The organism is Sulfurimonas sp. HSL3-7, from assembly GCF_039645985.1.
Classification (GTDB): domain Bacteria; phylum Campylobacterota; class Campylobacteria; order Campylobacterales; family Sulfurimonadaceae; genus Sulfonitrofixus; species Sulfonitrofixus jiaomeiensis.
Genome location: NZ_CP147919.1, coordinates 1,223,276 through 1,249,557, shown reverse-complemented (window position 1 = coordinate 1,249,557; position 26,282 = coordinate 1,223,276). Strand labels below are relative to the sequence as shown.

Sequence of the window (26,282 nt, the reverse complement as noted above, 5' to 3'; positions counted from 1 at the left end):
ACAATTCTAATAAGATAAAAAGCGCAAGCTTTTAAATTCAAATCAAGGCATTACCGCATTTTCACAAATATTTCCAATACAAAAGAAAAGCCCATCCTACTCATACCGCAACGCATCAATCGGGTTCATATTGGCCGCCTTACGCGCTGGGATAATACCGAAGAGTATGCCGATCAGCATCGAAAAGAGCAGCGCGACCATCGTGATACTCGGGTCGATCACCAGGGCGATGTCCATCCCGACGGCAACACCAAAGGTGATCGCCATACCGACAATGATACCCACGATGCCGCCGATGCCCGAAAGCACGACCGCCTCGATCAGGAACTGGATCAGAATGTCCTGCGCCATCGCCCCGACGGCCATACGGATGCCGATCTCGCGGGTGCGTTCGGTCACCGAGACCAGCATGATGTTCATGATGCCGATCCCCCCGACGACCAGCGATATCGCCGCGACCGCACCAAGCATGACGGTGAGCATCGAGGTGATCTGGGTGATCGTGTCGAGCAGCGCCGTCATGCTCCGCACCGAGAAGTTGTCCTCCTCCCCGTTCTTGATATGCCTCTGCTCGCGCATCAGCTGCTGGATCTGCAGTTTGGCCTCTTCGAGAGGGATATTCTCTTTAACGGAAGCCATAATGAGATTGATGTTGTCGTTGCCGCTGACACGGCGCTGGAACATCTTGATCGGCACCAGGACCAGGTCATCCTGGTCCATGCCGAAGGTGTTAGCCCCCTTGGCCTCCAACACGCCGATCACCTGGCATGAGAACTTCTGAAGGCGGATCTTTTTGCCGACGATCGACTCGTCTGAGAGTGCAAGCTCCTTGATGACGGTCTGACCGAGGATACAGACGTTCTGCCCTGTCCTGAGCTCGCTCTTTTCAAACTCCTTCCCCTCTTTCAGGCTCCAGTTCTGCACCTCAAAATAGCCGTTGTCAACGCCACGGACACTGGTCTGATAGTTTTTGTCCTTGTAGAGTACCGTCAGCGAGGAGCCCTCAGCCGGCGATACCGCCTCCAGTGCGAAGATGGAGCTCTTGAGTACTTCGACATCTTTCATCTTGAACGCCTTGGTAAGCACCGATTGCGTTCCCGGGCCGTGGCGCTCCTGGCCCGGCATGATGAAGAGGGTATTGCTGCCGAGTTCGCCGACGCTCTTCGTGATCGATTCACTGGCCCCTTTGCCGATGTTGACCATCGCGATAACCGACGCGATCCCAATGACGATCCCCGTCGCCGTCAGCAGGGAACGCATCAGGTTTCGTCTTATCTCGCGAAGGGCCTGCAAAAAGGCATTAAACAGCATGACTGCTCTCCTTTTCGATCCGGCCGTCGCGCAGGTAGATCGTCCTTGATGCATAGGCGGCGATATCCTTTTCATGCGTTACCATGATGACGGTGATCCCCTCTTCGTTGAAGCCCTTTATCAGCTGCATGATCTCGTGGCCGCGCTGTGTGTCAAGGTTACCCGTCGGCTCATCGGCGATGAGCACTTTCGGACGCGTCACCATCGCTCTGGCGATCGCCACGCGCTGCTGCTGGCCGCCGGAGAGCTGCCCGGGGTCGTAGTTCATACGCTCTTCAAGGCCGACACTTTTCAGCGCTTCCGTCGCCCTCTCTCTACGCAGCTTTACGCCGAGCCCCAGATAGATCAGCGGCATCTCCACATTCTCCAGTGCAGAGGTCTTTTTCAGAAGATTGAATCCCTGAAAGACAAACCCAAGAATATAGCGCCGAAAGAGTGCCAACTGGTCTTTGGAAAGGTTCCTGATATTTGTCTCGGCAAAAAAGTAGTTGCCGTCGCTCGGGACGTCCAGCGCCCCAAGGATGTTCAGCAGTGTGGATTTACCGCTCCCGCTGGGGCCCATGATCGCGACAAACTCCCCGTTCTGTATCTCGAGGTCAACCTCTTTGAGGACATGGGTGGCCGCTTCGCCTCTGCCATAGCTCTTGGTCACCTTCTCCAGCCGGATCATTCGCGCTTCTCCTGCGTGACAATGAGCGGGTCTCCTTCTTTGAGCTCCTCGGAAGAGAGAGCGGAATTCGAACCGCTGCTTCCGAGCACTTTGACATAGACTTTTTTCGGCTGACCGTTCTCAAGAAGCCAGACATGGGGTTTGGGGTCAATCGTCACCTTCTCCTTTTTGCCCGATCCAAAGAGGCCCGATACAGTCGGTTTGACCGGGATGTAGAGCAGTGCCGCTTTTGAGACGATGAAGGTATCGCCGAGTGTCTTGGTGATGATATCGGCATCGGCGCTCATCCCCGGTTTGAGCAGAAGGTCTTTGTTGTCAACATCCATCACCGCCAGATAGGTGACGACACCATCGACGATCTCAGAGTTGACCCGGACCAGCTTGATACGTGCTTCAAAACTTATCTCGGGATAGGCATCGACACTGAAGGTCGCGCGCTGTCCGGCCTTGACCTTGGCGATGTCGGCTTCATCGATGCTCGCCTGCAGCTCCATGCGGGTCAGATCTTTGGCAATTTTGAAGAGCACCGGTGTCTGGAACGAAGCCGCAACCGTCTGCCCCGGATCAATGTCGCGCACCAGAACGATGCCGTCGATCGGCGAATAGACCGTCGTCCTCTCCAGGTCATACTGGGCCGAGACCAGCGCATGTCTGGCCTGATCGACTATCGCCTCGGCATTGGCCACCTGTGCCTTCGCGGTAAGGTAACTCGCCCAGTCGCGGTCCCAGTCGCTTTGTGAAGGAAGGGCCCTGTTTGTGGATGCTCTGAGCGTTTTGTTGCGCGTGACCGTCGCTTTCGCCTGGTAAAGCTGCGCATTCATGTTCTGCAAAGAGGCCTTTGCCGCGGCAAGGGAAGCCTCCGCCTTGTCGAGGGTGCTCTGGTATTTTGTCTTGTCCAGACGCGCCAGGACCTGCCCCTTTTTGACCACATCGTTGTAATCGACAAGGACCTCTCCTATCGTACCGGAAACCTCCGTACCGACTTCGACATTCTCTACCGGCTCAATATAGCCGGTAGCCGAAACGGTCATCGTCAAATCGCCTTTTTCAAGCGGCTGCGTCACATAACGGAACGCCTCTTCCTGATCTTTCGGCATAAAAAGGAAGTATCCACCGACAACCAGCAGCAGTGTAAAAATCGCAATACCGATCTTCCATTTCAATGCGCTGTTGCTGTAGGCTGTGATCTTTTGCATCTCTTTCATCATACTTCCTTCACTGTCTGGTATCGAAATAGAGTGAGATCTTCTCTATTATAATGTTATAACCCTGTATCTCTTTCTCGAGTTTCTGGATCTTGACCGAATTCCCGAGCGATTCGAGGTCGTACGCCGACTTGAAACCCGCTTTGTATTGGTTATTGGTAAAATTGTAAAGGTCATCGTACATCTTGATCATCTCTTCGGCCACGCCGATCTTCTCTTCGTAATCGGCGATGGTGTTGACGCGCATCGCATACTCCTGCTCCAACTCCATCTTACGGTCAATCTCAGCCGTTTTGGTCTGCAGGTATTGCAGCTTGCCCGATGCGACCGTGCCCCGCGTATTGATGTCTAGCGGCATACTCAACACGGCACCGTAGCTGTAGGTGTCGCCGCTGTACTCGGCTATGTCCCCCTGATAATCGCTGTACCCCAGCGTACCGTTGACGGTCAGTTTCGGCAGATAGGTCGAGCGCGTCACTTTCCAGGCGGCATTATCGCTTCTGTCAAGTGCACTGTATTGCAGCAGTTCAAGATGATCCTGCAGGTACGTGTTCTCGGAGATCAACGGGATCTCCGGCAGCCTTATCTTCTCGGCATTCGCCACCCCGGAGAATTTTTTCAACTCATAGCGTTCGTTGCGGAGCGTGTTCTTGATGACGATCAGGTCTGTACGTGCACTGTCGCGATCCAGCGTCGCCCGGTTGAGCTCACTGATATCGGCACTGCCGACCTTGTATTTGGCCTTGATAATAAAGAGGTCGATATCCATATTTTTCAGCGTCAGGTTGCTTTGCTCGTATTTGAGTTTGTCACGTTCGATCTGTGCTTTAAGCGTGTAGATATTTTTAAGATAGGTCGCTTCTTCAATATCGACCCCCAGCAGGCTCGCCTCCCCTGAGGCCTTCACCTGGTCGACGGCATAATAGATACCGCCGCTTCGGAAAATATCCTGGTTTAGCGAAATACCCGCATTTTTCACTTCGCTATGCCCGTCTGTCGCATCCTTGTTTTTGGCGATCGAGGCCGAAACAGTCAGCGGCGAGACCCAGGCGCTCTTGCCTCGCTCGATATCTTCCTGTATTTTCTCTCTTTTGAGTTTCAGAAGTTCCGATTTTTCCTCAGAGAGCGGCAGCTCGTTTCCCAAAAGCGGACCGGCGATCAATAGAACTGCAGCCAGTTTTTTCATAGAATCCCTTTTTATCCGTCTAAAACAATTATATAGCAATCTGCCTGCCCGATGGTGAACAATGCACCAATACAGTGTTAACCACTGTAAACGATACATCTTCGATTCCGAAAACAAGTTCTGCTCAGAATCCTTCGTCCGCCTTTGCGATCTTTTACCTTCATTGCACTGTATTTTTTCCTGTGCTCTTTTGAATCGTACACCTGAGAGAATGCTATCTGTTCTATTATGATCTTCTAACGTTGCATCTCTTTTTCAAAAACTCGCTTGGCCATCGCTACAAGCTGGCTGGCATAGCCAAATTCATTATCCTGCCAGGCTGTCAGCTTAATACAGTTACCGCCTAAAACTTCCGTCAAAGGAAGGTCTATCGTCGCACTGTGACGGTTCTTTACAAAATCGGATGAGACTTTGCAGGTGTCATCTGTCGCGATAATATTTCGCAGCCTGCCCCGGGCTTTTTCGGAGAACAGTGCTGTAAGTTCTTCGCATTTAACAGTATGGTGGACATGGAGTGTAAAATCATAAAGTGTCGTCGCCTGGACAGGGACCCTGATGCTTTTGGTATAAAGGCGTCCTTCCAGCCGGGGAAAAAAACGGCCGAGCGTAGCCGTTGCGCTACTGCTAAGCGGCAGAATGTTTTGCGTCGCCGAACGTGCGCGGCGAAGTTCATTGGTAACGGTTTTGCCGTCAAGCAGGTTTTGCTCGCCGGTATAGCTGTGGACCATACTGATGCAGGCATCATGGATGCCGTATCGTTCTTCGATGATCTTTAAAACAGGGGCGATTGCATTGGCACTGCAGCTGGAGTTAGAGATAATTGCTTCATTGCCATACGTCTCTTCATTGAAACCCATGATAAAACTGGGTGTATCATCATGAGGCGGTGCTGAGAAAATGACCTTTTTTACCCCCTGCTCAAGGTATGGTACATTCGCCTGACGTGTCAAAAACAGACCGCTGCACTGCAGCAGAACGTCAACATGCAAAGAAGAGAGGTCAAGAGACGAAGGGTCTGCCTGGCAAAAGAGCCTGATCGTATGTCTGCCCACATGCAAGATCTCATTCTCAAGGGAGACCCGGTGCGGCAGCTCTTTATAGATCGAATCATACTGCATAAGGTACTTGAACTCAGAGACAGGAAATACATCGTTGATCCCAACGATCTCAAAAGCGTCATCGTCGAGCATCACGCGCAATGCGCTACGGCCGATACGGCCGAAACCGTTAATAAAAACCCTGATCTTCTGCATTTTATTTCAAACCTGTACTATATGAATACCCTTAAAAAACCATACGGCCTTTGAGGTTTATCTGTTACGTGATTTTAGCAGGAAATAAGATGTAAAGAGCTGACATCCCCTATGATAACGCGCATTTTCATCCTCTTCTTTTTTTGTTATACTCATTTAAAAGAAGGGATTATAAATGGTCATTGCAAATCAGATCATCATTGAAGCTGTCGAGGGAAAATCAGAAGTGTTAAAACCCCTGCTAAACGTTTTGGTGGAAGCGACACTGATGGAAAAAGGGTGCCAGAAATATGAGTTATATCAACTCGATGAAGATAAGGATGTCTTTTTTATCATAGAGATATGGAAAAACAAGAAGCGCTATAAAGCACATCTTGACAATGAGCATTTTCAAAAGCTGTGTTCGCGTATGCAAGAGCTCATAGAGATCCAGGTCTCTAACGCTCTCAATTTAACAAACTGAAATATCAGGCATACACTAAAACGGTATGGATTCCCAATCAAGCGATTGCGAATGGTCTAAAACCCAAGAAGAGTTTACGGAAGAAGTTTAACGTCCACTCGGCGGTTTTGGTACCAGCACTCTTTTGTTTTCTCTGTACAGACCGGGTTGCTCTCACCGTAGCTTACCATCGAAATACGCTCAGCATCAACACCTTCAGCAACCATCTCAGATTTGACCGCATTTGCACGACGAAGGCCCAGAGCGAAGTTGTATTCATCACTTCCCCACTCGTCACAGTTGCCTTCAAGTTTGATCGCATACTCGGCAGCCTCACCGTTTGCCAACTTGCTGTTAGCAACAACATACGCTTGCATATCCGAACGGATATCATATTTATCAAAATCAAAGTTCACCGTTTTCATCTGGCCTTCAAGATCTGCTACAGTCGGCTGACTAAGTTCAATTACCTTTGCTTCGGGGACAACAGCCTCTTCTTCTACCGGTGCAGGAACCGTTGCAACCGGAGCCGCCTGAACTTCTTCTTCAACTACAGGTTCTTTGGTTGTACAACCCGTCATAGCCAGAACAGCGATCAATGCGCTAGAAAGAACAATCATTTTCATCTATATGCCTTTGTATAAATTAACATCATCATACACTAAAATAGACTAAAAACAGCTTTTAAACCAGTTGCGATCGGACAAATCAGCATAAACGCTTTTCCCCACCCTGCTCTGTATACAGCGCTCTATACGTACAGATTAACCTACGGAAGTGCCAATCTATAGTACAGCACTGCTAAGATCTCTTTGTTCTCACCCTACGATCGGTCGGATAAGATCACGGTAAAGTCCGGCCGCATCACGTAAGACACCGCCTTTTTTTACCCCGGTAGACACCTCTGCTTGATAACGTCTACCACTAAAACCCCCGGTCATTCTCAAGAAAGACGTCGATATCAAGTCTATTCTCTTTGAAAAACTGAGAGCAGTAACAAAAAAAACCGCCTGCCGGGCAGTAAATGTAACTTATACACACCTGTTTAGTATAGTGTGCTATCATTTTGCCAATTAAATCAATACAGAGAGTTTATGGACATTATTATTATATTGGCACTTATTTCCGCTTCCGGAATGTTTTCAGGCCTGACGATAGGCCTTATGGGACTTGGCGTCGATGAAGTACAGCGTTCAGCCGACCTCGGCGACAAAAATGCCGCCAAGGTCCTTCCCGTCATCCAGCACAGCAATTTACTGCTCGTTACACTCCTTCTGGGCAACACAGCTGTCAATGCCACGCTTTCCATCTTTCTAGGCGGTATGGTAGGCGAAGGGGTCATCGCCGGCGTTATCTCAACGGCCCTCATACTTATTTTCGGAGAGATCCTTCCTGCTGCATTACTGACCCGTCACGCCCTTGTCGTCGGAGCAAAAGTAGCGGGACTGGTCAGATTTTTGATGGTTGCCTTCTACCCTGTTGCCGGCCCTATCACCATGGTGCTTGACCGTGTCCTGGGCGAAGAGTTGCCATCCATGCTAAGCCGCCATGAGCTGCGGCATGTCATCGAAACGCATCAGCAGTCGGAAGACAGCGATATCGACGCACTCGACCGTGACATCATCATCGGAGCACTCTCGCTTCAGGAGAAAAGTTCCGAAGATCTAATGACACCATGCCATGAGGTCCACACGGTCGGATACAATGACGCGCTCAACGAGACAAAGATCGCCGAACTCAAAGCAAGCGGTTACACCCGTTTTCCCGTTTTACGTGATGACCGTATCGTCGGTGTGCTCAATATTAAAGAGCTTGTCGGTCTTATGCCCGATACCGGAGCGGTCGAAGAGCTCAGCGCGGGCAATAAATTTATCCATATCCGCACTGACACCAAGGCGGACGACATGCTTAACCGCATGATCAAAGGAAAGGTCCATATGGCCGCCGTCACCGACCAGTCAGGCTGGGTCGGCATCGTTACGATGGAAGATGTTTTGGAGGCACTGGTAGGCCACGAGATTACCGATGAGTACGGCCACTGATCGAAAACACTTCTCTTCGCAATACATCTAAAGACGGCTAAAAAAGACGACAAGGCGTTAGCTCTTTGTCATGTTCTAAGCTTGGATGGTTGCGCTTATGGCTGCATCCTGGTCAGGAGCTACGGGAATCCGTGATCGCCTTTAATACACCGTCCCAGAAGCTGATCCGTGCTTCAATGGCAGTGAGGGCAGCCGCTTCCGCCTCGGCGATCTTCTCTTCATCGTCACCGCACAGCAGTTCTAACATTCGAAGGGACATCGGCCCGTGGAAGTCGGAATCGAGGTGGATATGGCGTTCGAGATAGTAGTGGAAGACCTCAGCCTGCTCTTTCGTGATGTTCATCGTCGCAAGCAGGGCACGGAACATCTCCGGAATAATATGCTCTCTCCCCAAAGCGAAAGCCGCCGCAACGACATGGGGCTTGCCGCTGTCGATGAAGTCAAAGGTCGTACCCATAAAAACACGGGACGGTTCGGGAATAACAACATTATCCATCGCACGCTGCAGCGAGCCCGATGCGACCTCGCCGACAAAAGCCTCTATCTTGCTGCTGCTGCCGTTGCGTACCTCTTCCATCGCCGCGACATAAAGTTCAAAATGGCTCGCATAAGTCGGGGTTCCGTCCGCCAGCGGCAGTCCCTCGTCGGACTCCTCTTCCAGCACAATGTCGTTGATAAAGCGTCTGACCCGAGCGTCACCGTGCGGAAGCCACGGTGACCCGGTCGGGGCAAATTCGTTCTGAAGATATTTGAGAAGGGACATAAAGTCCCAGACCGAATAGACGTGGTGCTGCATAAAGAGTGTCAGGTCGTCAATGTTCGAGACAGCCGCATAGACGGGATGGGTAGAGAGTTTTTTGCGCAAAAGCCTGATCTTTTCGAGAGGGAATGTTGCCATAAGAGAGCGCTCCTGATAATTTTTGTCCCCATTGTATCGAAGCGATTTGAAGTTGACACCAAATAATCTATCTTTATATAGAGTTATCTTGCAAATAAGGTCAGATTATTACTTTTTGACACTTCAGGCCCTTTTCTGACCCTATCGTCCTGAGAGTCTGAAATGGTCAAACAGACAGCCGAGGTAACTATACGTGAAAAGTAAAATAGGCCCTATCGAAACGTTGCATTGATCTCGGCCAAACGCTCAGGCGTACCGACGTCACGCCATTCTCCCCCATAAAGTTCGCCGCTGACCTTTTCATCTGCTATTGCCTTGCGTAACAAGGGCGCCAAAGGGCACTTGCCGTAAGGGAGATCGTCAAAGAGTCGGGGGCTGTAGTAGCCGATACCCGAGAAGGTATGGAGCGACACCCCACTGTTGCTGACACGCCCTTCTTTTAATGCGAAATCGCCCTTTTGGTTATGATCAGGGTTTTGGACCAGTATAAGATGTGCCAGATCGTCTTTGAGATCGAAGCTGCTGTCAAATGGATAATCACACCAGACATCGCCGTTGACGACAAGAAAAGGTTCATCTCCAAGCAGAGGCAGTGCTTTGACAATGCCGCCGGCGCTCTCCAACGCCCCCTCCTCCTGCTCGTCGGAGTAGGTGATCTTGACGCCCCATCTGGAGCCGTTACCGAGCGTTTCGGGTATCATGAAGCCCAGATGGGCGATGTTGATGATGACCTCCTCGAACCCGGCCGCAACAAGCTTTTCGATGTGGTAGACGATGAGCGGTTTGCCCGCCACCTCGAGCAGGGGTTTTGGCCTGTGGTTGGTCAAAGGGCGCATGCGGTTGCCCAGTCCGGCGGCCAATATCATCGCTTTTTTCATCATGATCTCCTTGATGCCGGGCAATGCCTGTCACCAATTCCTCTCACTAAAGCTACACCTGTCGGTGAGATGTAAAGAGTACCTTCTTTCATTATCATCTCCTTGATGCCAGGCAATGCCCGTCACCAATTCCTCTCACTAAAGCTACACCTGTCGGTGAGATGAAAGCAGTACCTTCTTTCATGGCAGGACGACCCGTTCAAGCAGTCTGGCCAATGCCTGCGTCTCTTTGTACTTTCGCGCCGTTTCAAGCGTGTATTTGAGGGTCAGCGGCAGATCCTTGAGGTAACCCTCTTTGCCGTCACGAAGATAGAGACGCGCAAAGATACCCAGCACCTTGATATGGCGCTGCAGTCCCATAAAGTCGAACCACTTTAAAAAGGTCGTATCGTCCGCATCGAGACCCAGCATGTCTCTGAATGTCAGGGCCAGAGCCTCCACCTCTTCGGGCGGATACTCGATGTAGAGGTCTTTGAGCAGCGAGACCAGGTCATAGGTGATGGCACCGTTCATCGCATCCTGGTAATCGATCACCCCGATCTCGTCTTCAGGGGTGAGCATAATGTTGCGCGAATGGTAGTCACGGTGGACAAAGACACCGTGAGGCTGACTCAGCACCACCTTGCTGATGGCGTCAAGCGCCTTTTCAATGGTCTCTTCGTCTTCGCGGTTCAGCGGCAGCTTGACATACTGCTCCAGAAACCATGTTTTCATCAGGTCCATCTCGAAGTGCAGAAAAGCTTTGTCGTAGAGCGGTAACCCTGTCGTATCTCCCTTCTGCATCTTGAGTATCTCTTCCATCGCTTTGGTGTAGAGTATCTTGAAGTTTTGATCGTTGAGGACATCGAGGTAGTTGGTACTGCCGAAATCATCCAGAACCAGAAAGCCCTCTTCAAGGTTCTGTGCCAGGATCTTCGGTGCGCGGACCTCGACATCCAAGAGGCGTTTGGTGATATCGACAAACGGAGAGAGCGACGCTTTTTCCAGCGAGGCATCCATCAGAATATAGCTCTCGCCCGCTTCGCTGAGACGAAAATAGCGGCGAAAACTCGCATCGGCCGAGGCGACCTCGATATCAAAATGGCGGTAGTTTGTTCTCTCCAGCCACGCTTTAATCTTTTGCATAAACACCTCCTAAAATACCGTTTGTTTTTGCCCCGGTCACCGCTTTGAGTTCCACCGCCTCCCTGTGAATGCGTTTATAGGCCAGCCAGGCGAAGAGCATCGCTTCCATCTGTTCGCTGCTCACCCCGTAGGCATCGGTCGCGGTCACGCTGATATTGTCAAGTTCCTCGGCGAGGCGGTGCATTAAAAAGCTGTTCTTAACCCCGCCGCCGCAGACCAGCAGATGTTCTATCTTGTATCGCCTGACTTCGTTGACAACCGACAGGACCGTCAATTCCAGCAGGGTCGCCTGTACATCTTCGGCTGTAATCTTCAGATGCTTTTGCAGGTGGCCAGCCAGCCACGTCAGGTTAAACAGCTCCCGACCCGTACTTTTCGGCGCCTGCGCTGCAAAGTACGCTTCATTATTCAGGTCGTCCAGCAGCGCTTGATCGCTCTTTCCTTTTTGAGCCCACTGCCCATCGTTGTCATAAGGGAGGTTGCACTGTTTTTGCACCCACAGATCCATCAGAACGTTGCCCGGGCCCGTATCGAAACCGATCAGCGGCTCCTGCAGGACCGAGAGGTTCGCCATGCCGCCGATGTTCAGCACACCGATCGACTTGGCCATATGATGGAACAGAAACTGATGGAACGCCGGCGCGAACGGCGCCCCTTCGCCACCAAGGGCGATATCTTTGCTTCTAAAGTCGCCCACCACGTCGATGTTTGTCTGTGCTGCGACCATACTGGCATCGCCCAGCTGCATCGAGAAAGGGTGTTCCCCCCGCGGATTGTGCCAAAGCGTCTGCCCGTGCAAGCCGATGGCTCTGATACGTGCCGCTTCGATCTTTTCCTTTGCCAGCAGGGCATTGACCGCTTCGCCAAAGAGCAGCCCCAGGCGATGATTCATCTCCCCGACCGTTTGAAGAGTGGTACTGCTGCCGATCATCTGCAGTACCGCTTCTTTTAACGCTTTCGAAAACGGATACTCCAGGGAGGCTACCAATCGGCAATGGCTCGTGTCAACCTCGCAAAGCGCGACGTCCACGCCGTCCATGCTCGTGCCCGACATCAGGCCGATATATAACTCAGACATTCTCACCTCCTCCAGCTCCTGAACTTGACTGCATGATGGCAAAAGAGACAAGCGTTCCTATGACGATCTGCCAGGCAAACCCCACTTTAAAATCGGTGATCATCCCAAGAATATAGGGCTGCATAAACAGCACCGTCATAAAACCGCCGATCAGTGCGAAAAGTACGCTTTTTGAACTGCCGCGCGATGTAAAAATGGCCGAGAAGTAGACCCCCAACAGGCCGGAATAGGCAAAAGCCATTACGCCGAGTGCAAAATTCAACAGCGGCAGGTCCGTATAGCGCTGCCAGAAATAGCTTATCATCGCCATGATCGAGAGCAGCAGCGCGAAAAGTAGGACCCCGGCTCTCGCCGCTTTGACAAAATGGAACTCGCTGACCTTGCCTTGTTTCAGCTTCCACGGCTTGTAGAGGTCCTCTATGGCGACGGACGACATGGCGCCCAGAACCGAATTGGTACTCGAAAGCGCCGCGGCGATGGCGCCGACCGTGACAAAACCGCGCACCCCTTCGGGCATCTCGTTCAAGATGTAGTACATCAGGATCGTGATCTTCTGCCCCTCGAACTGCTGGTCTACGCCATTGGCAAAACCGGAGAGTTCGGGGTGTTCATAATAGAGATAGAGCAGCAGCCCGATCAGCATAAAGAGGAGAACGACCGGAATGGTCATCAGTACCGAGATGATGATGGCCCGCTCGCCCTCTTTTTTATCCCTGCATGAGAGCACCCGCTGCGTCATATCCTGGTCCATCCCGTACGCCGCGATGTTGAGCAGCAGCCACCCGCTCATCAGCCCCCAGACATTGAAACTGCCTGTCGATAAGAAGTCGAGTTTGAAATCCAGAAGCCGCAGTTTGTCATCGGCCGCCAAAGTGTAGAGCACGGTCGAAAAGTCGCTGTTCAGGGAGTAGTAGAGATAAAAGAGCACCACCAGTGCGGCGGAGATGTAGGTTAAAGCCTGGATAACATCACTGTAGATGATCGACTTGACCCCGCCGAAATAGGTATAGGCCAAGGCCCCAATGACCAGAATGAGTATGGAGAGTGCGACATGGTAGGCGGCGATGTCCATAAACAAAATCATCGAAATGGCCAGGGCACCGATGTAAAGCCTTGCCCCGCTGGCAAAAAGCCGCCCGATCAGGAACATCATTCCCGCATTTTTCTTGGCCGAGGAGCCGTAACGGGTCTCCAGGAGCTCATAGACCGTTACCGCTTTGATCGCATAAAAACGGGGAATCAGCACCCTGGCGACAAAAATGACGGCAAAGAAGGCTGAGAGGTAGAAGCCCAAAAAGGTCAGATCGTTGCGAAAAGCGTACTCCGGCCCGCCCAGGAAGGTCGCCGCCGACTGGGTCGTCGCCAGCACCGAAATCGCCACGGCCCACATCGGCATGCTGTTGCCGCCTACGAAGTAGTCCCGCGAGTTCTCTATCCTGGTCCGGCTCAATAGAACCGAACTGACGATCAGTACGATAAAGTACGAAGCGAAAATGATCCAGTCGATGGCGGCAAAGCTTGAGTTCATCACTCTCCCTGAGGATTTAAAGTTGTTTATTTTAGCGCAACATACTTAATAGGTGCACTGTAGCAGGAGCTGTGCCGGACTTCCGGCCGGAGCTGTTATTTTGATCTGCACGAAAAAGAGCTCACGGATAAAGAAGATACTTTCCACGTACCGCTCTAAACCGTTTCAAATCCTCTTCCCAGCCCGCACGGATCGTTTTTTCGCTTTTGCCGGCGATGATCTGCTTTCGCAGTGCATCGCTTCCGGCAAGTCGGTCGAAGAAGTTATTCTTTAAAAAGAACCGCTCTTTGTCGGGGTAGTTGCGGTAGGCATCGAACAGATAGGAGAGTTCGATCTTTTTAGATGCGCGTGCGGCGTCGAGTGATGTGCCGCTCAGATCTGCCCCGTAGCAAACCTTTCCCTGATGTTTGGGGTACTTTGCCCCCTCTCTCGGTTCAGGGACGAAAGAGAAGTCACGCTTTGCGTAGTCAGGAGCCCCGTAGAGCTGGAACTGCTTTGGCGTGCCGCGCCCTGCCGAAAAGACGGACCCTTCAAAAAAGGCCAATGAGGGGTACAGTGCGATAGAGAGGTCATTGGGCAGATTGGGTGAAGGTTTGATTGGCAGATGATAAAAGTCACTGTGGCGGTAGTTGTGCAAAGGTATGACCGTCAGTTTCGCTTTGATGCCGCCCTTCAGCCACCCTTCGCCGTTGATCATCTGTGCATACTCACCGATCGTCATGCCGTATAGGACAGGCACCGGGTGAAGTCCGACAAAAGAGCGGTACCCTTTTTTAAGAACAGGCCCGTCGATACGGTAAGCGTTGGGATTGGGCCTGTCCAGCACAATGACGGAAAGATTGTTTTCGGCGGCGGCCTCCATCACATAGTGCAGCGTCGAGAGGTAGGTGTAAAAGCGGACCCCCACATCCTGAATATCAAAAAGAAGCGTGTCGATGCCTTTGAGGTCATCGGACGTCGGTTTGTTATGGCTGCCGTAGAGCGAAACGATAGGCAGGCCGCTTTTGACGTCCACCCCGTTCTTGAGGTGTTCGCCTGCATCTGCTGCACCACGAAACCCGTGCTCGGGTGCGAAGATCATCTTGATGCTGATATTGTTTTCCGACAGCAGGTCCACAAGGTGTTCGTCCTTGACGACGGAGGCGTGGTTAACGACCAGAGCGATATTTTTATCTTTGATGAGCGGAAGATAGGCATTAAGTTTTTGCGCTCCGGCCTCTATCTCGGCTGCCAAAGCCATGGATGCCATAAATAAAGTAAAAATAAGTGTACAGATCTTCATAAAAGTGTTTGTCGCCTTGCAAATATATAACATATTATAGGCAGATATGCTTAGTAAGATAAAAATTCCAGCGAACTTTAATCGATTAAACTCTCTTTATTGGTTTGTGTATTATGATAAAAAAAAACAAGGACGGTATGATGCAAGAAATACCTAAATACTCAAATTTGCATGAGATACTGCCGGAGCTCCTTCCGGTACTGCAGGAATCTGTCCAAACCGATCGTCTTGAGATCCAAAAGATCGATAAGCAGTCAAAAAAATTTATAATGGCGTTGGAGCGTTTTCCGGCATTGAAAGATGCTGTTTATGTTATCTATTCAAAATTTATCAAAAAATGTGAGCACGAATATGAAACCTTTATTTTTCTGGATGAAAAAGGGAAGTCGATCAGCCACATAAGCGGTCGCGAGTTGACACTTTACGGCATTATCAAACCGTGTGAAGAGTTCTGTATCTCGGAGGATTATATTTTTCAAGAAGAGGATTGATACTTCAATCACCCTTGTGGTGTCTTGACTGCAAAGCTTTTAAAAAGATGGGGGATTTGCCCTTTCTTAGCTTTTCATCATCAACGTTTCATTTCATCATACTGTTTGGTTCAGACCAGCATAATTAGCGCACTACTTTTTAATCGGATCAATAATGACAGCACCCCTTTCAAAACTCCATATCAGATTTATTCAGACGCAAAAGAACTTTGTCCTGACCGGAGAGAACCAAAGCAAAGGCGAAAAGCTCCCCCTCAGCCAGCTCTATGTCAAGAACAACAGCAGTTTCTACTTTGTCAATTTCAACGATACGCTTCAGGATGGAGGGCAGGCAGAGCTGCTCTTCAAAGAGGCCAACGACTATCTCAAATCGTTGCAGTGCAAGGTCTCAACAGAGGTCATTGCACCTTCGAGCGACGAGTATGAGGATGGCCTCCTCTTTTTCCACGTCGAACCGGCACAGGTCAAACAGCTGGTGCTGTTCACAGTTGAGACACTCAGCGATAATTGATCTACGTTTACCCCATATGCGATTGATACAGCTGCTGCTTTAGAGCACTGGCTGATACGTAAAGAGGTGATTAAGCGGCTCTCTTCTCTAGAAATCAACCCTTAAAATTTACACCCTGCACCGCATCACTAAAAAGGTATAATTCCATCATCACTTACAGCCCACCGAAAGAGACGCAATGCAACCGAAACACTTTAGCTATCTCCTCATCTTTGCAATGCTGCTCTGGGGAGCGGGCTGGCCGGCACTGAAGGTTCTTACCTATTCCCTTGAGTGGCAGGTGGTCTCTTTCTGGCGCTTTTTCTTGATGATCTTTGCTTTTTTTCCTGTACTCTACTTTCTCAAAAAACCCCTTGTCCTTAGGGCCGGGATGTTCAAATACATCATTCCCAGTGCCGTCTTGAACGTCCTTTTTATGATCTTCGCTTTTATCGGTGTACAGAAAGGGTTTGCCGGAAGCGGCGGGGTCATCATTACCACCCTTTCGCCTGTTTTGACCTTTTTGCTGGTCTCACTGGTATTCAAAAAACATCCGCCCAAAATGCAAATTGCCGGTCTTGTTATCGGGTTTGTCGGCGGTCTTATCATGTTAAAAGTGACGGCACTTGTAAGTAATCTAAACGGTGCCGAATTCTACTTTTTGCTCTGCGCATTGGACTGGGCGGTTTTGACGCTGATATCGCAACGCTCGCACGCCCTTATCCACCCTGTCCATTACAGCTTTTTCATTGCCATCTTTGCCTCAATAATCTTCTTTTTTATCGCGCTGCCTTACGAGATAACGGCGGTCAAAGAACAGGGCATCGGTTTTTGGAGTGCCCTGCTCTATCTAGCCATCTTCGGACAGACCATCGCAACCACCATCTACTTTATCGCTTCGGGTAAACTCGGTTCGGCCCAGGCCAGCTCCTACATGTTTTTAGTGCCGCTTTTTGCTTTGCTTACCAGTTATCTTCTTTTAGGCGAGCGCGTCGAGCTGCACATCCTCGTCGGCGGCGCAGTCACGCTCCTGGGCGTCTATCTGATCAACCGTTCGCAGCGTGAGAGGCGTTAACGCGGAGTGACCACCCCTTTTTTGGGCTCACGTCTGGCATAGCTGGTCGCACTGACGACATCACCGATGATAGCGCGGTGATAGGCGTAAGGCTTCTTGATATTACTGATGACGTAGCGCCCGCCAGAGGTCGTCAGAACCTCGAGCGTCCCCACATCGACAATGTGTTTAAAACGTTCATTGATAGGCTTGATGTAGATCGTCCTGATCTCTTCAAGCCTGACGGGAATGATCTCGCGCTTTTTGTACCCCTTCATGATGATGAGGCGTTCTTCCGTCAAAATACAGTGATAGTGCTTTTTCTCCTTGATCTCATACATGTGCATATAGAATGTACGCAGGATCAGGACCAGCCCGATGACGCCGATTTCGTACTCGTAACCGAGAAAGAGCAGCAACGCACCCAATGCGTAGAGCGAGACGATGCCGTTGTAGAATGTCTTGGAGATCTCGGCAGCGACCAGAACCGATTCGCCCTTGTGCAACACCTTGTCAATCGCCTTCATTTTGCGCTCCTAAAAAGGTCCCATGGTCTGGACCACTCTTGTGAAAGTGTATCACGAAATGCTTCACTTAAAAAGCGCTCACCCTCTTTCGGTGCGGAGACAAAAGCATAGGCTTCGCCGTCGAAAACAAACCGTAGTGCGTAGGCATGCAGGTAGCCCCTCTCCTCTTTTTTGGCCTCTTCGCTCCGGGCGTAGCGGAGGTCCCCGGCGATAGGCGAGCCCAGGCTCTTGAGCGCGACCCTGATCTGGTGGGTCTTGCCGGTATGCGGCTTGACAAGAAAGCCGCGCTCGCCTTCGCGCATCGCCTTGGAGTGGAACTGTGTGACGGCGGGATTCTGCATTGTGTTCAGAAGCATCCAGTCACCGCGACGGGCGCTTTTCATGTCCCCCTTGATCCACCCCTGTTTCTTCTTGGGTTTGCGCAGCGAGATCGCCAGATAGTACTTCTCAACCTGACGCTCTTCAAACATCGTGCCGAAGCGCTGCGCCGCCTCTTTTGTCTTGGCAAAGAGCACCAGCCCCGAGGTCATCTTGTCGAGGCGGTGGACAGGATAGAGTTCCTCCAGCCCCAGCATCTTTTTCGTCAGCACCACCAGCCCCGCCGCCTCTTCACTGTGAAAGTTCATACCGGCCGGTTTGTCGACAAGGGCAAAGAGATCGTTTTCATAGAGCAGTTTAATGGCTTGCATTAGACTTTCAGACCCCGTTTTTCATACTGGTCGACCACTTTGGTAACGACAAGGTCGGAGGTGACGTTCAGCGAGGTGCGGCACATGTCCAGAATGCGGTCCACCGCGACGATCAGGGCGATGTACTCCACCGGAAGCCCGATCTGGTTCAGGATGACCACCATCATCACCAGCGAGGCACTCGGCAGTGCGGCGACACCGACGCTCAGCGCCACGACCGTGATGCCCAGAAGAAGCTGATCGCCCAGACCGAGTGAAACCCCGGCAAGGTTGGCGATGTAGAGTACGGCTACGGTCAGGTAGGCGGCCGTACCGTCCATGGAGACGGTCGCGCCAAGCGGCAGGACAAACGAGGCCGTCTTTGCATCGACATCGCCCATCTCTTCGACCACGCGCAAAGAGACCGGCAGGGTCGCCGCAGATGAAGCGGTCGAGAAAGCCATGACCGGCGCTTCGCGAACGTCGGAGAGGTAACGGTAGGGGTTGACGCGGCCGAAATAGGCCAGTACGGCAGGCAGGCTGATGATGCCGTGTACGAGCAGGACACCGACAACGACCAAAATATATTGCCAGAGGTCAAGTACCACATCGATCCCCTGATCCGCGATGACATAGGAGATGAGACTGAAGACACCGATCGGGGTCATCAGGATGACCCACTCCGCCATCTTGAGCATCGCTTCGCTGACTGAGGTAAAGAAGTTCAGCATCGGCGCCTGCTGGGAAGGCTTAAGATAGAGTGAAGCCACGCCGAAAAGGATGGCGAAGACGATGATCTGCATCATCGCACCGTTGCTCAGCGAGGCGAAGATATTGGTCGGGATGAAACTGAGTATCATAGCCGGAAAAGAGAACGGCGCGATCGTCGCCGCCTTCTCGAAGCTGAGGCCCGCACTGCTGACCGGCTCGCCGATCGCGAAGATATTCATAGCGGCGATCGCCAGAAAGACAGCCAGAGCCGTTGTCAGGAGATAAAAGAAGATCGTCCGCAGCCCGATGTTTTTAAGGTGTTCGAGCGAACCCAGCCCCAGTATGGCCACGTAGATACTGGCAAAGACAAGCGGCACCACCAGCATCTTCAAAAAGGCGATAAAGGCCGAACCGATGATCTTCTGCTGCAGGGCGAGTTCCGGAAAGAAGAGACCGAAAAGTGCCCCGAAAAGAATACCGAAGAGGACCAAAGTGTTCGTGGTGGCGTATTTCTTGATTTTATTTATCAACTGCTTTTCCTTACTGCATGGCTATTTTGAACGGCTCTTGATCATGTCGATGTAAAGATCCTCGACCTTCTTTCTCGCCCAGGGTGTCTTTCGCAGAAATTTGAGGCTTGAGTTGATGGAAGGATCATTGTAGAAACAGCGTATCTCAATATAGTTGGAAAGCTCTTTCCATCCGTAGTGCTCAACCAGGCTTTCAAGCATGGCTTTGAGGGTGATGCCGTGCAACGGGTTGTTCTTGTGTTCTTCGCTCATGAGTAAAGTGGTCCTTGCGTTTTATGTATGGACTAATTTTACCTAAACAATGTGATATCATCGGAATGCGTTCTCAACGTATTGCGCAGAAGCACCGAAATAGAGGAATACATTCGCACAGCGGCCTGATTCGATACGTTCGATTAAAACTTATACAACGTTTTGTAACCAAAAATGTCAGAGGTGCATTAAACTGTATGTTAGAATTAAGCTCGGAATGGCCAACATCTATTATTACCTGTCTAATCATTTTTTGATAAGATCATTCATAACTGAGAAAAACCACCTATCTAAAACGAGGATATTTGCCCTATGACAGACAAACAAATAGACTCATATCATCATTTCCATCCCAATCACTTTCAAAACAAAAGAGTCGAAGAAGAGTTCAATACGTGGCTCGCCTCGTTAAACCGTCTACAGATCTCTGCTGTAAGTTTTCTTACCGGAACCCTGTATGTGATATATTCTCTGCTGGACCATTATGTCGCGCCCCCGCAAATGGTACCGATGATGACAACGATCCATTTATATCTTATCGCGCCTGTCCTGTTTTTAATAAGTCTGCTTTCCTTTTCAAAAAAACTTCCCGAGTTAGCGGTCACTTTGCTGCTCCTGGCACCTATTGGTGCGTCTGTCGGGAACCTGGTTATCGTTGCGAATGTAGACAATCCTGCCACCTACCTGACTGAGCTCTATCTTATACTGTTCTGGACATTCACCGTCTCCGGACTGCGGCTGATGCAGGCAACACTCAGCGCATTCTCAACATTCACGGTCGTCTTTATTACGACCTTTTTCCTCTTCCCGCTTCCGCAAGAACTTTTCATCATGCATTTTTTCTGGATGTTTTCGGCATTCTCGTTCGGTCTTTTGGGCGCCTACCTTCTGGAAAGATCCAATAAACGTGTTTTTCTTAACCACGATCAGCTCGAACGCTTAGCGGTGACCGATAAATTGACAGAGCTGTTCAACCGCACCAGGCTCGACGAGATCCTGCAAAACGAACTGGACCGGAGCCAGCGTTTCGGGCATGCCTTCGGGATAGTCGTTTTGGACATAGACCACTTCAAGAACGTCAACGACAACTACGGGCATCAGGTGGGCGATGCCGTTCTCGTGAGTATAGCGGAGCTGATCAAAGAGCATCTTCGTTCGACTGACAAAGCCGTGCGCTGGGGCGGCGAAGAATTTATTATCATCTACCTGGAAACGAATACCGATGAGCTCCTGACATTGGCGGAAGAACTCCGCCAGAAAATCGAAAACCATACTTTTGAAAAGGTCGGAGACGTAACAGCAAGCTTCGGTGTGACGCTCTATAACAACGGCGACACCATCGCATCGATCATCAAAAGAGCGGACAGTGCGCTCTACGCAGCAAAAGAAAAGGGCAGAAACCGCATCGAATTCATATGAGTGCTGCGCAGCCGACAGTATAAACAATTGATTACCTTATATAGTAATCTTACCGTGATGGATAGCTCTTTCATGGTTACAGACCACTTTGGACACACCATACAGCTTCATAACACTATTAATCCGCGCATGGCGAACAAGATATCAATGACTGATACTTACTATGTTCTGTGATACAAGCCAATGTTTCAGGGAATTGGCTGTTGCAGAAGGTAGCGCCCGGTCCCTGCAAAAATCATCCACATAGTTCCACGACTGTTCAGGCGTATTTTCAAGACACAGCCTTGCGAGAGCTACCACTTCGAGATCGCCGTAGTAACAGACACCCATCGGGTTGCTTTTCGTAATAACGACCTCCTGAGCATGGATATTCGGTACTTTCACAACGGCTCTTTTTTCAATGCGCGGAAGGGTCTGCACACCTGCAGATACTTCCGAAGGCCAGTTCTGACGTTCCTGCCAGAAACCGCTCTCATAGCGTTGTTCGAGTCTGTAAAAATCCCTTCCCACCTTCGAGAACTTGTCAAAGATCAAACGGACCCGCTCTTTGTAAAAATCGATCGCAGTCTGCTTTTCATCGGCACTGCCCTCTAAAATCGTGTTGACAACGAAAGGGGCGATACTCGACATACTCATCGCCTGAAAGGCACCGTTTCCTGAGAGCGGGTCAATGCTGGACGCCGCATCACCCACCAGCATCATCTTCTCATTAATGATCTCTCTGTGCAGCTTGCTGTAGGCATCCCTTTTAACGATCCGTTTCACCGGTTTCGCACTCTTCAGACTCCACAGCTCCGCGTTCTGTCCGCTCAGCAGTGCCAAAAGGTCCTCAAAACTGTTGACTGACGCCGCCGTGCTTTCGTCGCAGGTAAACTGTACATACCCCCGTTTACCGCCGACATAGGCCTGCCACACCCAGCCGTCCTGCGTTGAGTCAATTGAGGTCCGTTTTTCATTCATCGCTTCTATCTCGAGCTCCTGAAGAATGGAAAAGCTTTTCGGTCCACAGACATAGGCCTCTTTGAAAGGGGTAAACCTTCCCCTCGCGTCAACGATAAAATCCGCCGCCGATTCGAACTGGCGGCCGTTGTACTTATAGCCGACCTTCGGCCGCGCTTCACTGCAGTCGATGCCGCCGACCACCGTCGCCTCCACACAGACGACGCCGGAGGACCCGGCATCTTCGAGCAGCGCACGGTCGAGATCATCGCGGCAGACGACATATTCGTAATTGACTTTTTCAGACGCTTCAGCCCAGTTGGCATTTCGGACCGACTCGATTTCAAGCAGCCGTGAAGCCCTGCTGCAGCCGCTTGAGAGCAGCCCCTCTTTCGTCTTTTCCGAAAAACCTTCATAAGCGGTAAAAGGACGTCTTTTATAAAAAAGCGTCACCCCGAAACCGAGCTTTTTCAGCCCGATCGCCGTGGTAACACCGGCGATGCCTGCACCCAGGACCAGACAGCTCTTTTCACTACTCATCGTATAGCCCCTTTCTTTATAAGTTCCAGGCTCTCATCCCGACTATAGCCTTCCCCGAGATAGCGGCAGAAGAGCCTGGTGAATTTTGCGACGGCAACACTGGAACCGCCCACACCCTCAACATTTGACAAAGGATTGGCCCCGAAAATCAGTCTCTTCTCGTTAAGCAGGCTGACCTCGCCCTCGGCGCACATGCCGTCCGAGGTCACGCTGATGACACCGTCATACGAGGCCGGGTAGACAAACTCCGCCCCCGCTCTCGGAAAAGAGGCGACGATGGCGACCCCTTTTTCAATCAATGCTTCGCAAAGCGATTCGATCTCCCTGTAGTTCGTTTTTAGCCCCAGACTCAGATGGATAAGGTCGACCTTCTTTTCCATCATGTACTCCAAAGCCCCGAGAACATGTAACGGTGTCGTTGCCAGACGTTCGTCGAAAACCTGGATATCATAGAGTGCGACATTGGCTGCCTCCGTAATGATCGCGCCGACCGTGTCGCCGTGTTTGAAACGTACTGCTTTCGGCTCGACCACCTTCGGTCTCTTTGCTTCAACCTCTATGGCCGCCTTGTAGTAGGTCTCGAAACTGCAGCCGCTGTCGATCAGCGCTACAAACACCTCTCTCTCAGCCATGTTTCACCTCCTTGAAGGTCTGCTCATCGAGTTCATAGACCGTGTCGAAATGGCGCAACATGTCGAGATGATGCGTTATGGCAACGATTGTAGCCTCCGGAAAGAGCCCGGTGATGTTCTCAAAAAACCACTCGGTATCTTTCCGGTCGATCGCGGAGGTAAACTCGTCGAGAATAATGATCTTTGGTTTAAGCAGGATGATCCTTGAGAGTGCGATCCGTTGCTTCTGCCCGCCGGAGAGGTTGTCCCCTGCTTCGTAGATATTGGTCTCCAGCCCCTCTTGCAGGCTCTCGAACCATGCCAGCATCCCGGTCTGCTCCAGAGAGGCGATCAGCTCTTCGTCACTCGCGTCCGGTTTGGCCAGCAGCAGGTTCCCGCGCAGCGTGTCGTCGAAGATGACCGGCGTCTGTTCCAGTTTGACGATGTAATGGTGCAGGTTCGTAAAGTTCTCTTTGCCTATCTCTTGCATGCCGATCGAAACGGTTCCTTGAGTACATGACTGCAGACCGCACAGCAGGTCGCCAAAGGTACTTTTACCGATGCCGTTCCTGCCGATGATCGCTATTTTGCTCTTCTCTGCGATGCAGAGGTTCAAACCCTCGAAGATAACATTGTCCCCGTAGGCGAAGGAGAGTCCCTCTACGGCAATATCGAAACGCTCAGCGCGGAATCTTTTGGGCTGCTCCTCGTTCGGCAGGATCTCCATTACCCTGTTCAGACTGACTTTGACTTTGGGCAGGTTGTTGATGATCCCCAGTATCGTATTGACCGGGGCCAGGATCATGCCGAAATAGGTCAAAAACGCGATCAGCTCACCCAGTTTAAGCTCCCCGTTGATGGTCAGGTAGCCGCCGTATGAGATAATAAGGGTTTTGCCCAGCAACGAGATGAAAGCAGGCAGCTGCGTAAAGAGCAGATTGAGTTTCTTGTTCTTTATAACGACCTCTTTATAGTCGTTTTGGATCGTGCCCAGTTTAGCGATGGTCCCCTCTTTCGCCCCCAGGTTTTTGAGCACCGGGATGTAGCGGAAACTCTCTATAAAAAACTTGCTGATGTCCGACGTGCTTTCACGTACATTCTTGGTACTGTCATGCATATGCGGGTAGAGCGGCCTTAGACAGAAGAACTCGATCGGCAGGAAGACGATGATCAGTATCATTAGTTTTATGTTATACGCATAGATGATGACCGAGATAAACACAAGACTAATGATAGTTGAGAAGAGCGCGAAGAGCGAGTCCGTAAAGAAACGCTGCAGTTCGCTGACATCACCCTGCACCCTTGACATAAGATCGGCCGAGTGGTAACGGGTCATAAACTGTTTGTTGTGCAGAAAGAGTCTTGCGAAGATCTTCTCTCTGAACGCAAACAGCACATTCATCGATGTCGAAGTGTAAAAAAGTTCGTTGACACTGCTGATGAACATAGCAAAGATGGTCAGGAAAAACGATACGGCAACCAGGATAAAGAGCTGATCCAGGTTAGCCGAGAGCAGCGCATCGTCGATGATGTGCTGCATGATAAATGGCTGCAATGCGCCGCTCAAAGAGACGAGCGTCGACAACAGGAAGATGACAAAAAACCCTCTCCTGTTCTCTTTCAGAAGCGGAAGGATCGTATTTTTGATCAATGGCGGCATTGCAGAAAACATCTCTTCTACTTTTTATTTATGGAAGATCTGCATTGCTGCCGCACCCATATCGCCGGAGAGGTGGATCTTGCCCAGTTTTTCGAACGTTGCTTCGTCATAAACGGTAATGTCATCCAAACAACCGCCCACATACAATTTGCTGCCGTCCGGCGAAGGAACGACACTGTAATAGGTGTGATCCAGTGTGATACGGTTGAGCACCTTCTGATTTTTAATATCGAACTTGCTCAAGTCATTGAGTGAACCGTAAAGAATGTTCGAATCGTTCGGACTTCTGATCGCCGTAAACATCAAGGTCTCATACTCCGTAAACTCAACCTGCGTCACCTCTTTTGTTCTCAGGTCCACACTTGTAATACCCCAGTACCAGGTCCCATCTTCAGAAGGGACATCCGGGTCTTCATACTTCAAGGTCGCATACAGTGTCGAGAAATCACCCTGCTGCTGTCCTATGAGGTAATTCCCGGCAGAGTCCGCGTCGCTGTAACCTTTTCTGTCCCACCCGACGATCTTTTTGACGACTTTGATATCGCCCGTGTTCGGGTTGATCTCATAGAGGGCCGAACCGATCCCGAAAACCGTACCGTCATAGGCTGTACTGATCTCCGTCATCTGTCTCGGTATCACGAAGCTCTTCACCTCTTTTGCATCAAGCCCGTCTTTGACATCATAAACAGAGAACATCGGGTCTAGAACCGTATAACGGTCCAGTCCCATCTTTGTTCTATTATAGATGACATAGACTTTCTTGCTGTCTTCACTGACGGCAAGACCTGAAAGAGTCTGCCCCTTGATGTCACCCTGCGTCAAAGAGGTATGAAAGACCTTTTTACAGGTGTCGATCTCATAGCCGGCAATCTCTTCGCCGAAGCCGCCGATGATGTAGGCCGTCTTGTAATCCGGTGCGAGTATAACCCCTCCAGGAGAGAAGCTTTCGTCGATTTTACACTCGTTGATCACTTTATTTGTCTCAAGATCGACCAGGACAAGGTTGTTCGGTCTCGTCATTGTGACCAGATAATCCTGACCCGAGTCTGCCGTTGGCGCTTTCTCAGTCAAGGCCGTTTTTGCACAGCCTGAAAACGCCATAGACATAGCTACAAGACCTATTATGTTTATAGTAATTTTTTTGTTTAGCATCTCTTTTCCCTCACCTTATTTTTTTGGATACACATTGTCAAGTTCCCGCCAGTCGTCTTTCGTTGACGGGGATTTGTCAGCCCACTTTTTGTAGCTCGACGAGGTATCCGGTACCTGTGTCGGCCACCAGCACGGATCGGAACAACCGTATAAGTCTGCCTGCAGAGGCTGGCAGAGACTCGCAAGTCCTCCATCCTCATCGACTTCCCAGCCCGGATCGAACGTTGTGACACAGCCGACGATACTCGACATCGCGACGACCTCTTTGGCGGTACCGCTTTCAACAGCCTCTTCCAAAAGCTCTGCCTTTGGTGTTATTGGTTTTAAATGTTTCATCTTT

The 26,282-nt window shown here is 50.7% G+C and carries 27 protein-coding genes; 6 read left to right on the top strand and 21 right to left on the bottom strand.

Translation table 11 applies throughout. The annotated features are described in order from the left end of the window. Positions 1 to 96 precede the first annotated feature (96 nt). The 5 genes from WCY20_RS06290 to WCY20_RS06270 form a co-directional block, all read right to left on the bottom strand. Complete coding sequence (locus tag WCY20_RS06290; protein ID WP_345977895.1) at positions 97 to 1,311, bottom strand: ABC transporter permease; 1,215 nt, start codon at positions 1,309 to 1,311, stop codon at positions 97 to 99. After that, a complete protein-coding gene (locus WCY20_RS06285) occupies positions 1,301 to 1,981 on the bottom strand; it encodes an ABC transporter ATP-binding protein (protein ID WP_345977893.1) in 681 nt (226 codons plus the stop codon). The genes WCY20_RS06290 and WCY20_RS06285 overlap by 11 nt, the downstream gene beginning before the upstream one ends. Then, on the bottom strand, positions 1,978 to 3,186 hold the full coding sequence (locus WCY20_RS06280) for an efflux RND transporter periplasmic adaptor subunit (protein WP_345977891.1): 1,209 nt from the start codon (positions 3,184 to 3,186) through the stop codon (positions 1,978 to 1,980). Before WCY20_RS06280 ends, WCY20_RS06285 begins: the two co-directional genes overlap by 4 nt. A gap of 10 nt (positions 3,187 to 3,196) precedes the next feature. After that, positions 3,197 to 4,372 carry a TolC family protein gene (locus tag WCY20_RS06275; RefSeq protein WP_345977890.1) on the bottom strand — a complete coding sequence of 392 codons (1,176 nt, stop codon included), beginning with the start codon at positions 4,370 to 4,372 and terminating at the stop codon, positions 3,197 to 3,199. 236 nt (positions 4,373 to 4,608) lie between these two features. Then, on the bottom strand, positions 4,609 to 5,625 hold the full coding sequence (locus WCY20_RS06270; protein WP_345977888.1) for a glyceraldehyde 3-phosphate dehydrogenase NAD-binding domain-containing protein: 1,017 nt from the start codon (positions 5,623 to 5,625) through the stop codon (positions 4,609 to 4,611). 175 nt (positions 5,626 to 5,800) lie between these two features. Here WCY20_RS06270 and WCY20_RS06265 point away from each other — a divergent pair, with 175 nt between their 5' ends. Beyond that, a complete protein-coding gene (locus WCY20_RS06265; protein ID WP_345977886.1) occupies positions 5,801 to 6,088 on the top strand; it encodes a putative quinol monooxygenase in 288 nt (95 codons plus the stop codon). A 74-nt stretch (positions 6,089 to 6,162) separates the two neighbouring features. On the opposite strand, the gene WCY20_RS06260 is transcribed toward WCY20_RS06265, so the two are convergent. After that, the gene (locus WCY20_RS06260; RefSeq protein WP_345977884.1) at positions 6,163 to 6,693 is read right to left on the bottom strand and encodes an OmpA family protein; all 531 of its coding nucleotides are present in this window, start codon (positions 6,691 to 6,693) and stop codon (positions 6,163 to 6,165) included. A gap of 468 nt (positions 6,694 to 7,161) precedes the next feature. Between WCY20_RS06260 and WCY20_RS06255 the strand changes: the two genes are divergently transcribed. Continuing rightward, on the top strand, positions 7,162 to 8,109 hold the full coding sequence (locus tag WCY20_RS06255) for a CNNM domain-containing protein (RefSeq protein ID WP_345977882.1): 948 nt from the start codon (positions 7,162 to 7,164) through the stop codon (positions 8,107 to 8,109). A 112-nt stretch (positions 8,110 to 8,221) separates the two neighbouring features. Here the strand turns inward: WCY20_RS06255 and WCY20_RS06250 are convergent, their stop codons facing one another. The 6 genes from WCY20_RS06250 to WCY20_RS06225 form a co-directional block, all read right to left on the bottom strand. Next, positions 8,222 to 9,007 carry a DUF3050 domain-containing protein gene (locus WCY20_RS06250; RefSeq protein ID WP_345977880.1) on the bottom strand — a complete coding sequence of 262 codons (786 nt, stop codon included), beginning with the start codon at positions 9,005 to 9,007 and terminating at the stop codon, positions 8,222 to 8,224. A 212-nt stretch (positions 9,008 to 9,219) separates the two neighbouring features. Then, on the bottom strand, positions 9,220 to 9,888 hold the full coding sequence (murU, locus tag WCY20_RS06245; protein WP_345977879.1) for an N-acetylmuramate alpha-1-phosphate uridylyltransferase MurU: 669 nt from the start codon (positions 9,886 to 9,888) through the stop codon (positions 9,220 to 9,222). A gap of 177 nt (positions 9,889 to 10,065) precedes the next feature. Further along, positions 10,066 to 11,010: a phosphotransferase gene (locus WCY20_RS06240; protein ID WP_345977877.1), complete on the bottom strand. Its 945-nt coding sequence runs from the start codon at positions 11,008 to 11,010 to the stop codon at positions 10,066 to 10,068. Next, positions 10,997 to 12,088, bottom strand: coding sequence for an anhydro-N-acetylmuramic acid kinase (locus WCY20_RS06235; protein ID WP_345977876.1), 1,092 nt, complete (start codon positions 12,086 to 12,088; stop codon positions 10,997 to 10,999). Before WCY20_RS06235 ends, WCY20_RS06240 begins: the two co-directional genes overlap by 14 nt. Beyond that, on the bottom strand, positions 12,081 to 13,616 hold the full coding sequence (locus tag WCY20_RS06230) for a sodium:solute symporter (RefSeq protein ID WP_345977874.1): 1,536 nt from the start codon (positions 13,614 to 13,616) through the stop codon (positions 12,081 to 12,083). The genes WCY20_RS06235 and WCY20_RS06230 overlap by 8 nt, the downstream gene beginning before the upstream one ends. Positions 13,617 to 13,737: 121 nt before the next feature. Continuing rightward, a complete protein-coding gene (locus WCY20_RS06225; RefSeq protein ID WP_345977872.1) occupies positions 13,738 to 14,865 on the bottom strand; it encodes a DUF1343 domain-containing protein in 1,128 nt (375 codons plus the stop codon). A gap of 170 nt (positions 14,866 to 15,035) precedes the next feature. Between WCY20_RS06225 and WCY20_RS06220 the strand changes: the two genes are divergently transcribed. The 3 genes from WCY20_RS06220 (at position 15,036) to WCY20_RS06210 (ending at position 16,954) form a co-directional block, all read left to right on the top strand. Beyond that, entirely contained in the window at positions 15,036 to 15,389 is a 354-nt protein-coding gene (locus WCY20_RS06220; RefSeq protein WP_345977870.1) for a hypothetical protein, read from the top strand. Positions 15,390 to 15,543: 154 nt separating this feature from the next. Beyond that, positions 15,544 to 15,900, top strand: coding sequence for a hypothetical protein (locus WCY20_RS06215; protein ID WP_345977868.1), 357 nt, complete (start codon positions 15,544 to 15,546; stop codon positions 15,898 to 15,900). A gap of 178 nt (positions 15,901 to 16,078) precedes the next feature. Continuing rightward, positions 16,079 to 16,954 (top strand): DMT family transporter, encoded by an 876-nt coding sequence (locus WCY20_RS06210; protein ID WP_345977866.1) that lies wholly within the window; start codon positions 16,079 to 16,081, stop codon positions 16,952 to 16,954. Here the strand turns inward: WCY20_RS06210 and WCY20_RS06205 are convergent. Genes WCY20_RS06205 through WCY20_RS06190 form a run of 4 tightly spaced genes read right to left on the bottom strand, consistent with a single transcriptional unit; the run spans position 16,951 to position 19,621 of the window. Then, positions 16,951 to 17,460 (bottom strand): hypothetical protein, encoded by a 510-nt coding sequence (locus tag WCY20_RS06205; protein WP_345977865.1) that lies wholly within the window; start codon positions 17,458 to 17,460, stop codon positions 16,951 to 16,953. The two genes, WCY20_RS06210 and WCY20_RS06205, sit on opposite strands and share 4 nt — an antisense overlap. Next, positions 17,457 to 18,149, bottom strand: a complete 693-nt coding sequence (locus WCY20_RS06200; protein WP_345977863.1) for a TIGR01621 family pseudouridine synthase — start codon at positions 18,147 to 18,149, stop codon at positions 17,457 to 17,459. Before WCY20_RS06200 ends, WCY20_RS06205 begins: the two co-directional genes overlap by 4 nt. After that, on the bottom strand, positions 18,149 to 19,369 hold the full coding sequence (locus WCY20_RS06195) for a dicarboxylate/amino acid:cation symporter (protein WP_345977861.1): 1,221 nt from the start codon (positions 19,367 to 19,369) through the stop codon (positions 18,149 to 18,151). Before WCY20_RS06195 ends, WCY20_RS06200 begins: the two co-directional genes overlap by 1 nt. Before the next feature lie 21 nt (positions 19,370 to 19,390). Further along, positions 19,391 to 19,621, bottom strand: a complete 231-nt coding sequence (locus WCY20_RS06190; RefSeq protein ID WP_345977859.1) for a VF530 family protein — start codon at positions 19,619 to 19,621, stop codon at positions 19,391 to 19,393. 312 nt (positions 19,622 to 19,933) lie between these two features. Between WCY20_RS06190 and WCY20_RS06185 the strand changes: the two genes are divergently transcribed. Further along, on the top strand, positions 19,934 to 21,040 hold the full coding sequence (locus WCY20_RS06185; RefSeq protein ID WP_345977857.1) for a GGDEF domain-containing protein: 1,107 nt from the start codon (positions 19,934 to 19,936) through the stop codon (positions 21,038 to 21,040). Positions 21,041 to 21,184: 144 nt separating this feature from the next. Here the strand turns inward: WCY20_RS06185 and WCY20_RS06180 are convergent, their stop codons facing one another. The 5 genes from WCY20_RS06180 to qhpC are packed head-to-tail and all read right to left on the bottom strand — an operon-like array spanning position 21,185 to position 26,278. Continuing rightward, positions 21,185 to 22,519 carry a tryptophan 7-halogenase gene (locus WCY20_RS06180; RefSeq protein WP_345977855.1) on the bottom strand — a complete coding sequence of 445 codons (1,335 nt, stop codon included), beginning with the start codon at positions 22,517 to 22,519 and terminating at the stop codon, positions 21,185 to 21,187. Further along, entirely contained in the window at positions 22,516 to 23,151 is a 636-nt protein-coding gene (locus WCY20_RS06175) for a hypothetical protein (protein ID WP_345977853.1), read from the bottom strand. Before WCY20_RS06175 ends, WCY20_RS06180 begins: the two co-directional genes overlap by 4 nt. Continuing rightward, complete coding sequence (locus WCY20_RS06170) at positions 23,144 to 24,802, bottom strand: ABC transporter ATP-binding protein (RefSeq protein ID WP_345977851.1); 1,659 nt, start codon at positions 24,800 to 24,802, stop codon at positions 23,144 to 23,146. The genes WCY20_RS06175 and WCY20_RS06170 overlap by 8 nt, the downstream gene beginning before the upstream one ends. Positions 24,803 to 24,814: 12 nt before the next feature. Next, entirely contained in the window at positions 24,815 to 25,942 is a 1,128-nt protein-coding gene (gene peaD, locus WCY20_RS06165; protein WP_345977849.1) for a quinohemoprotein amine dehydrogenase subunit beta, read from the bottom strand. Between the two features lie 15 nt (positions 25,943 to 25,957). After that, positions 25,958 to 26,278: a quinohemoprotein amine dehydrogenase subunit gamma gene (qhpC, locus tag WCY20_RS06160; protein ID WP_345977848.1), complete on the bottom strand. Its 321-nt coding sequence runs from the start codon at positions 26,276 to 26,278 to the stop codon at positions 25,958 to 25,960. Positions 26,279 to 26,282 lie beyond the last annotated feature (4 nt).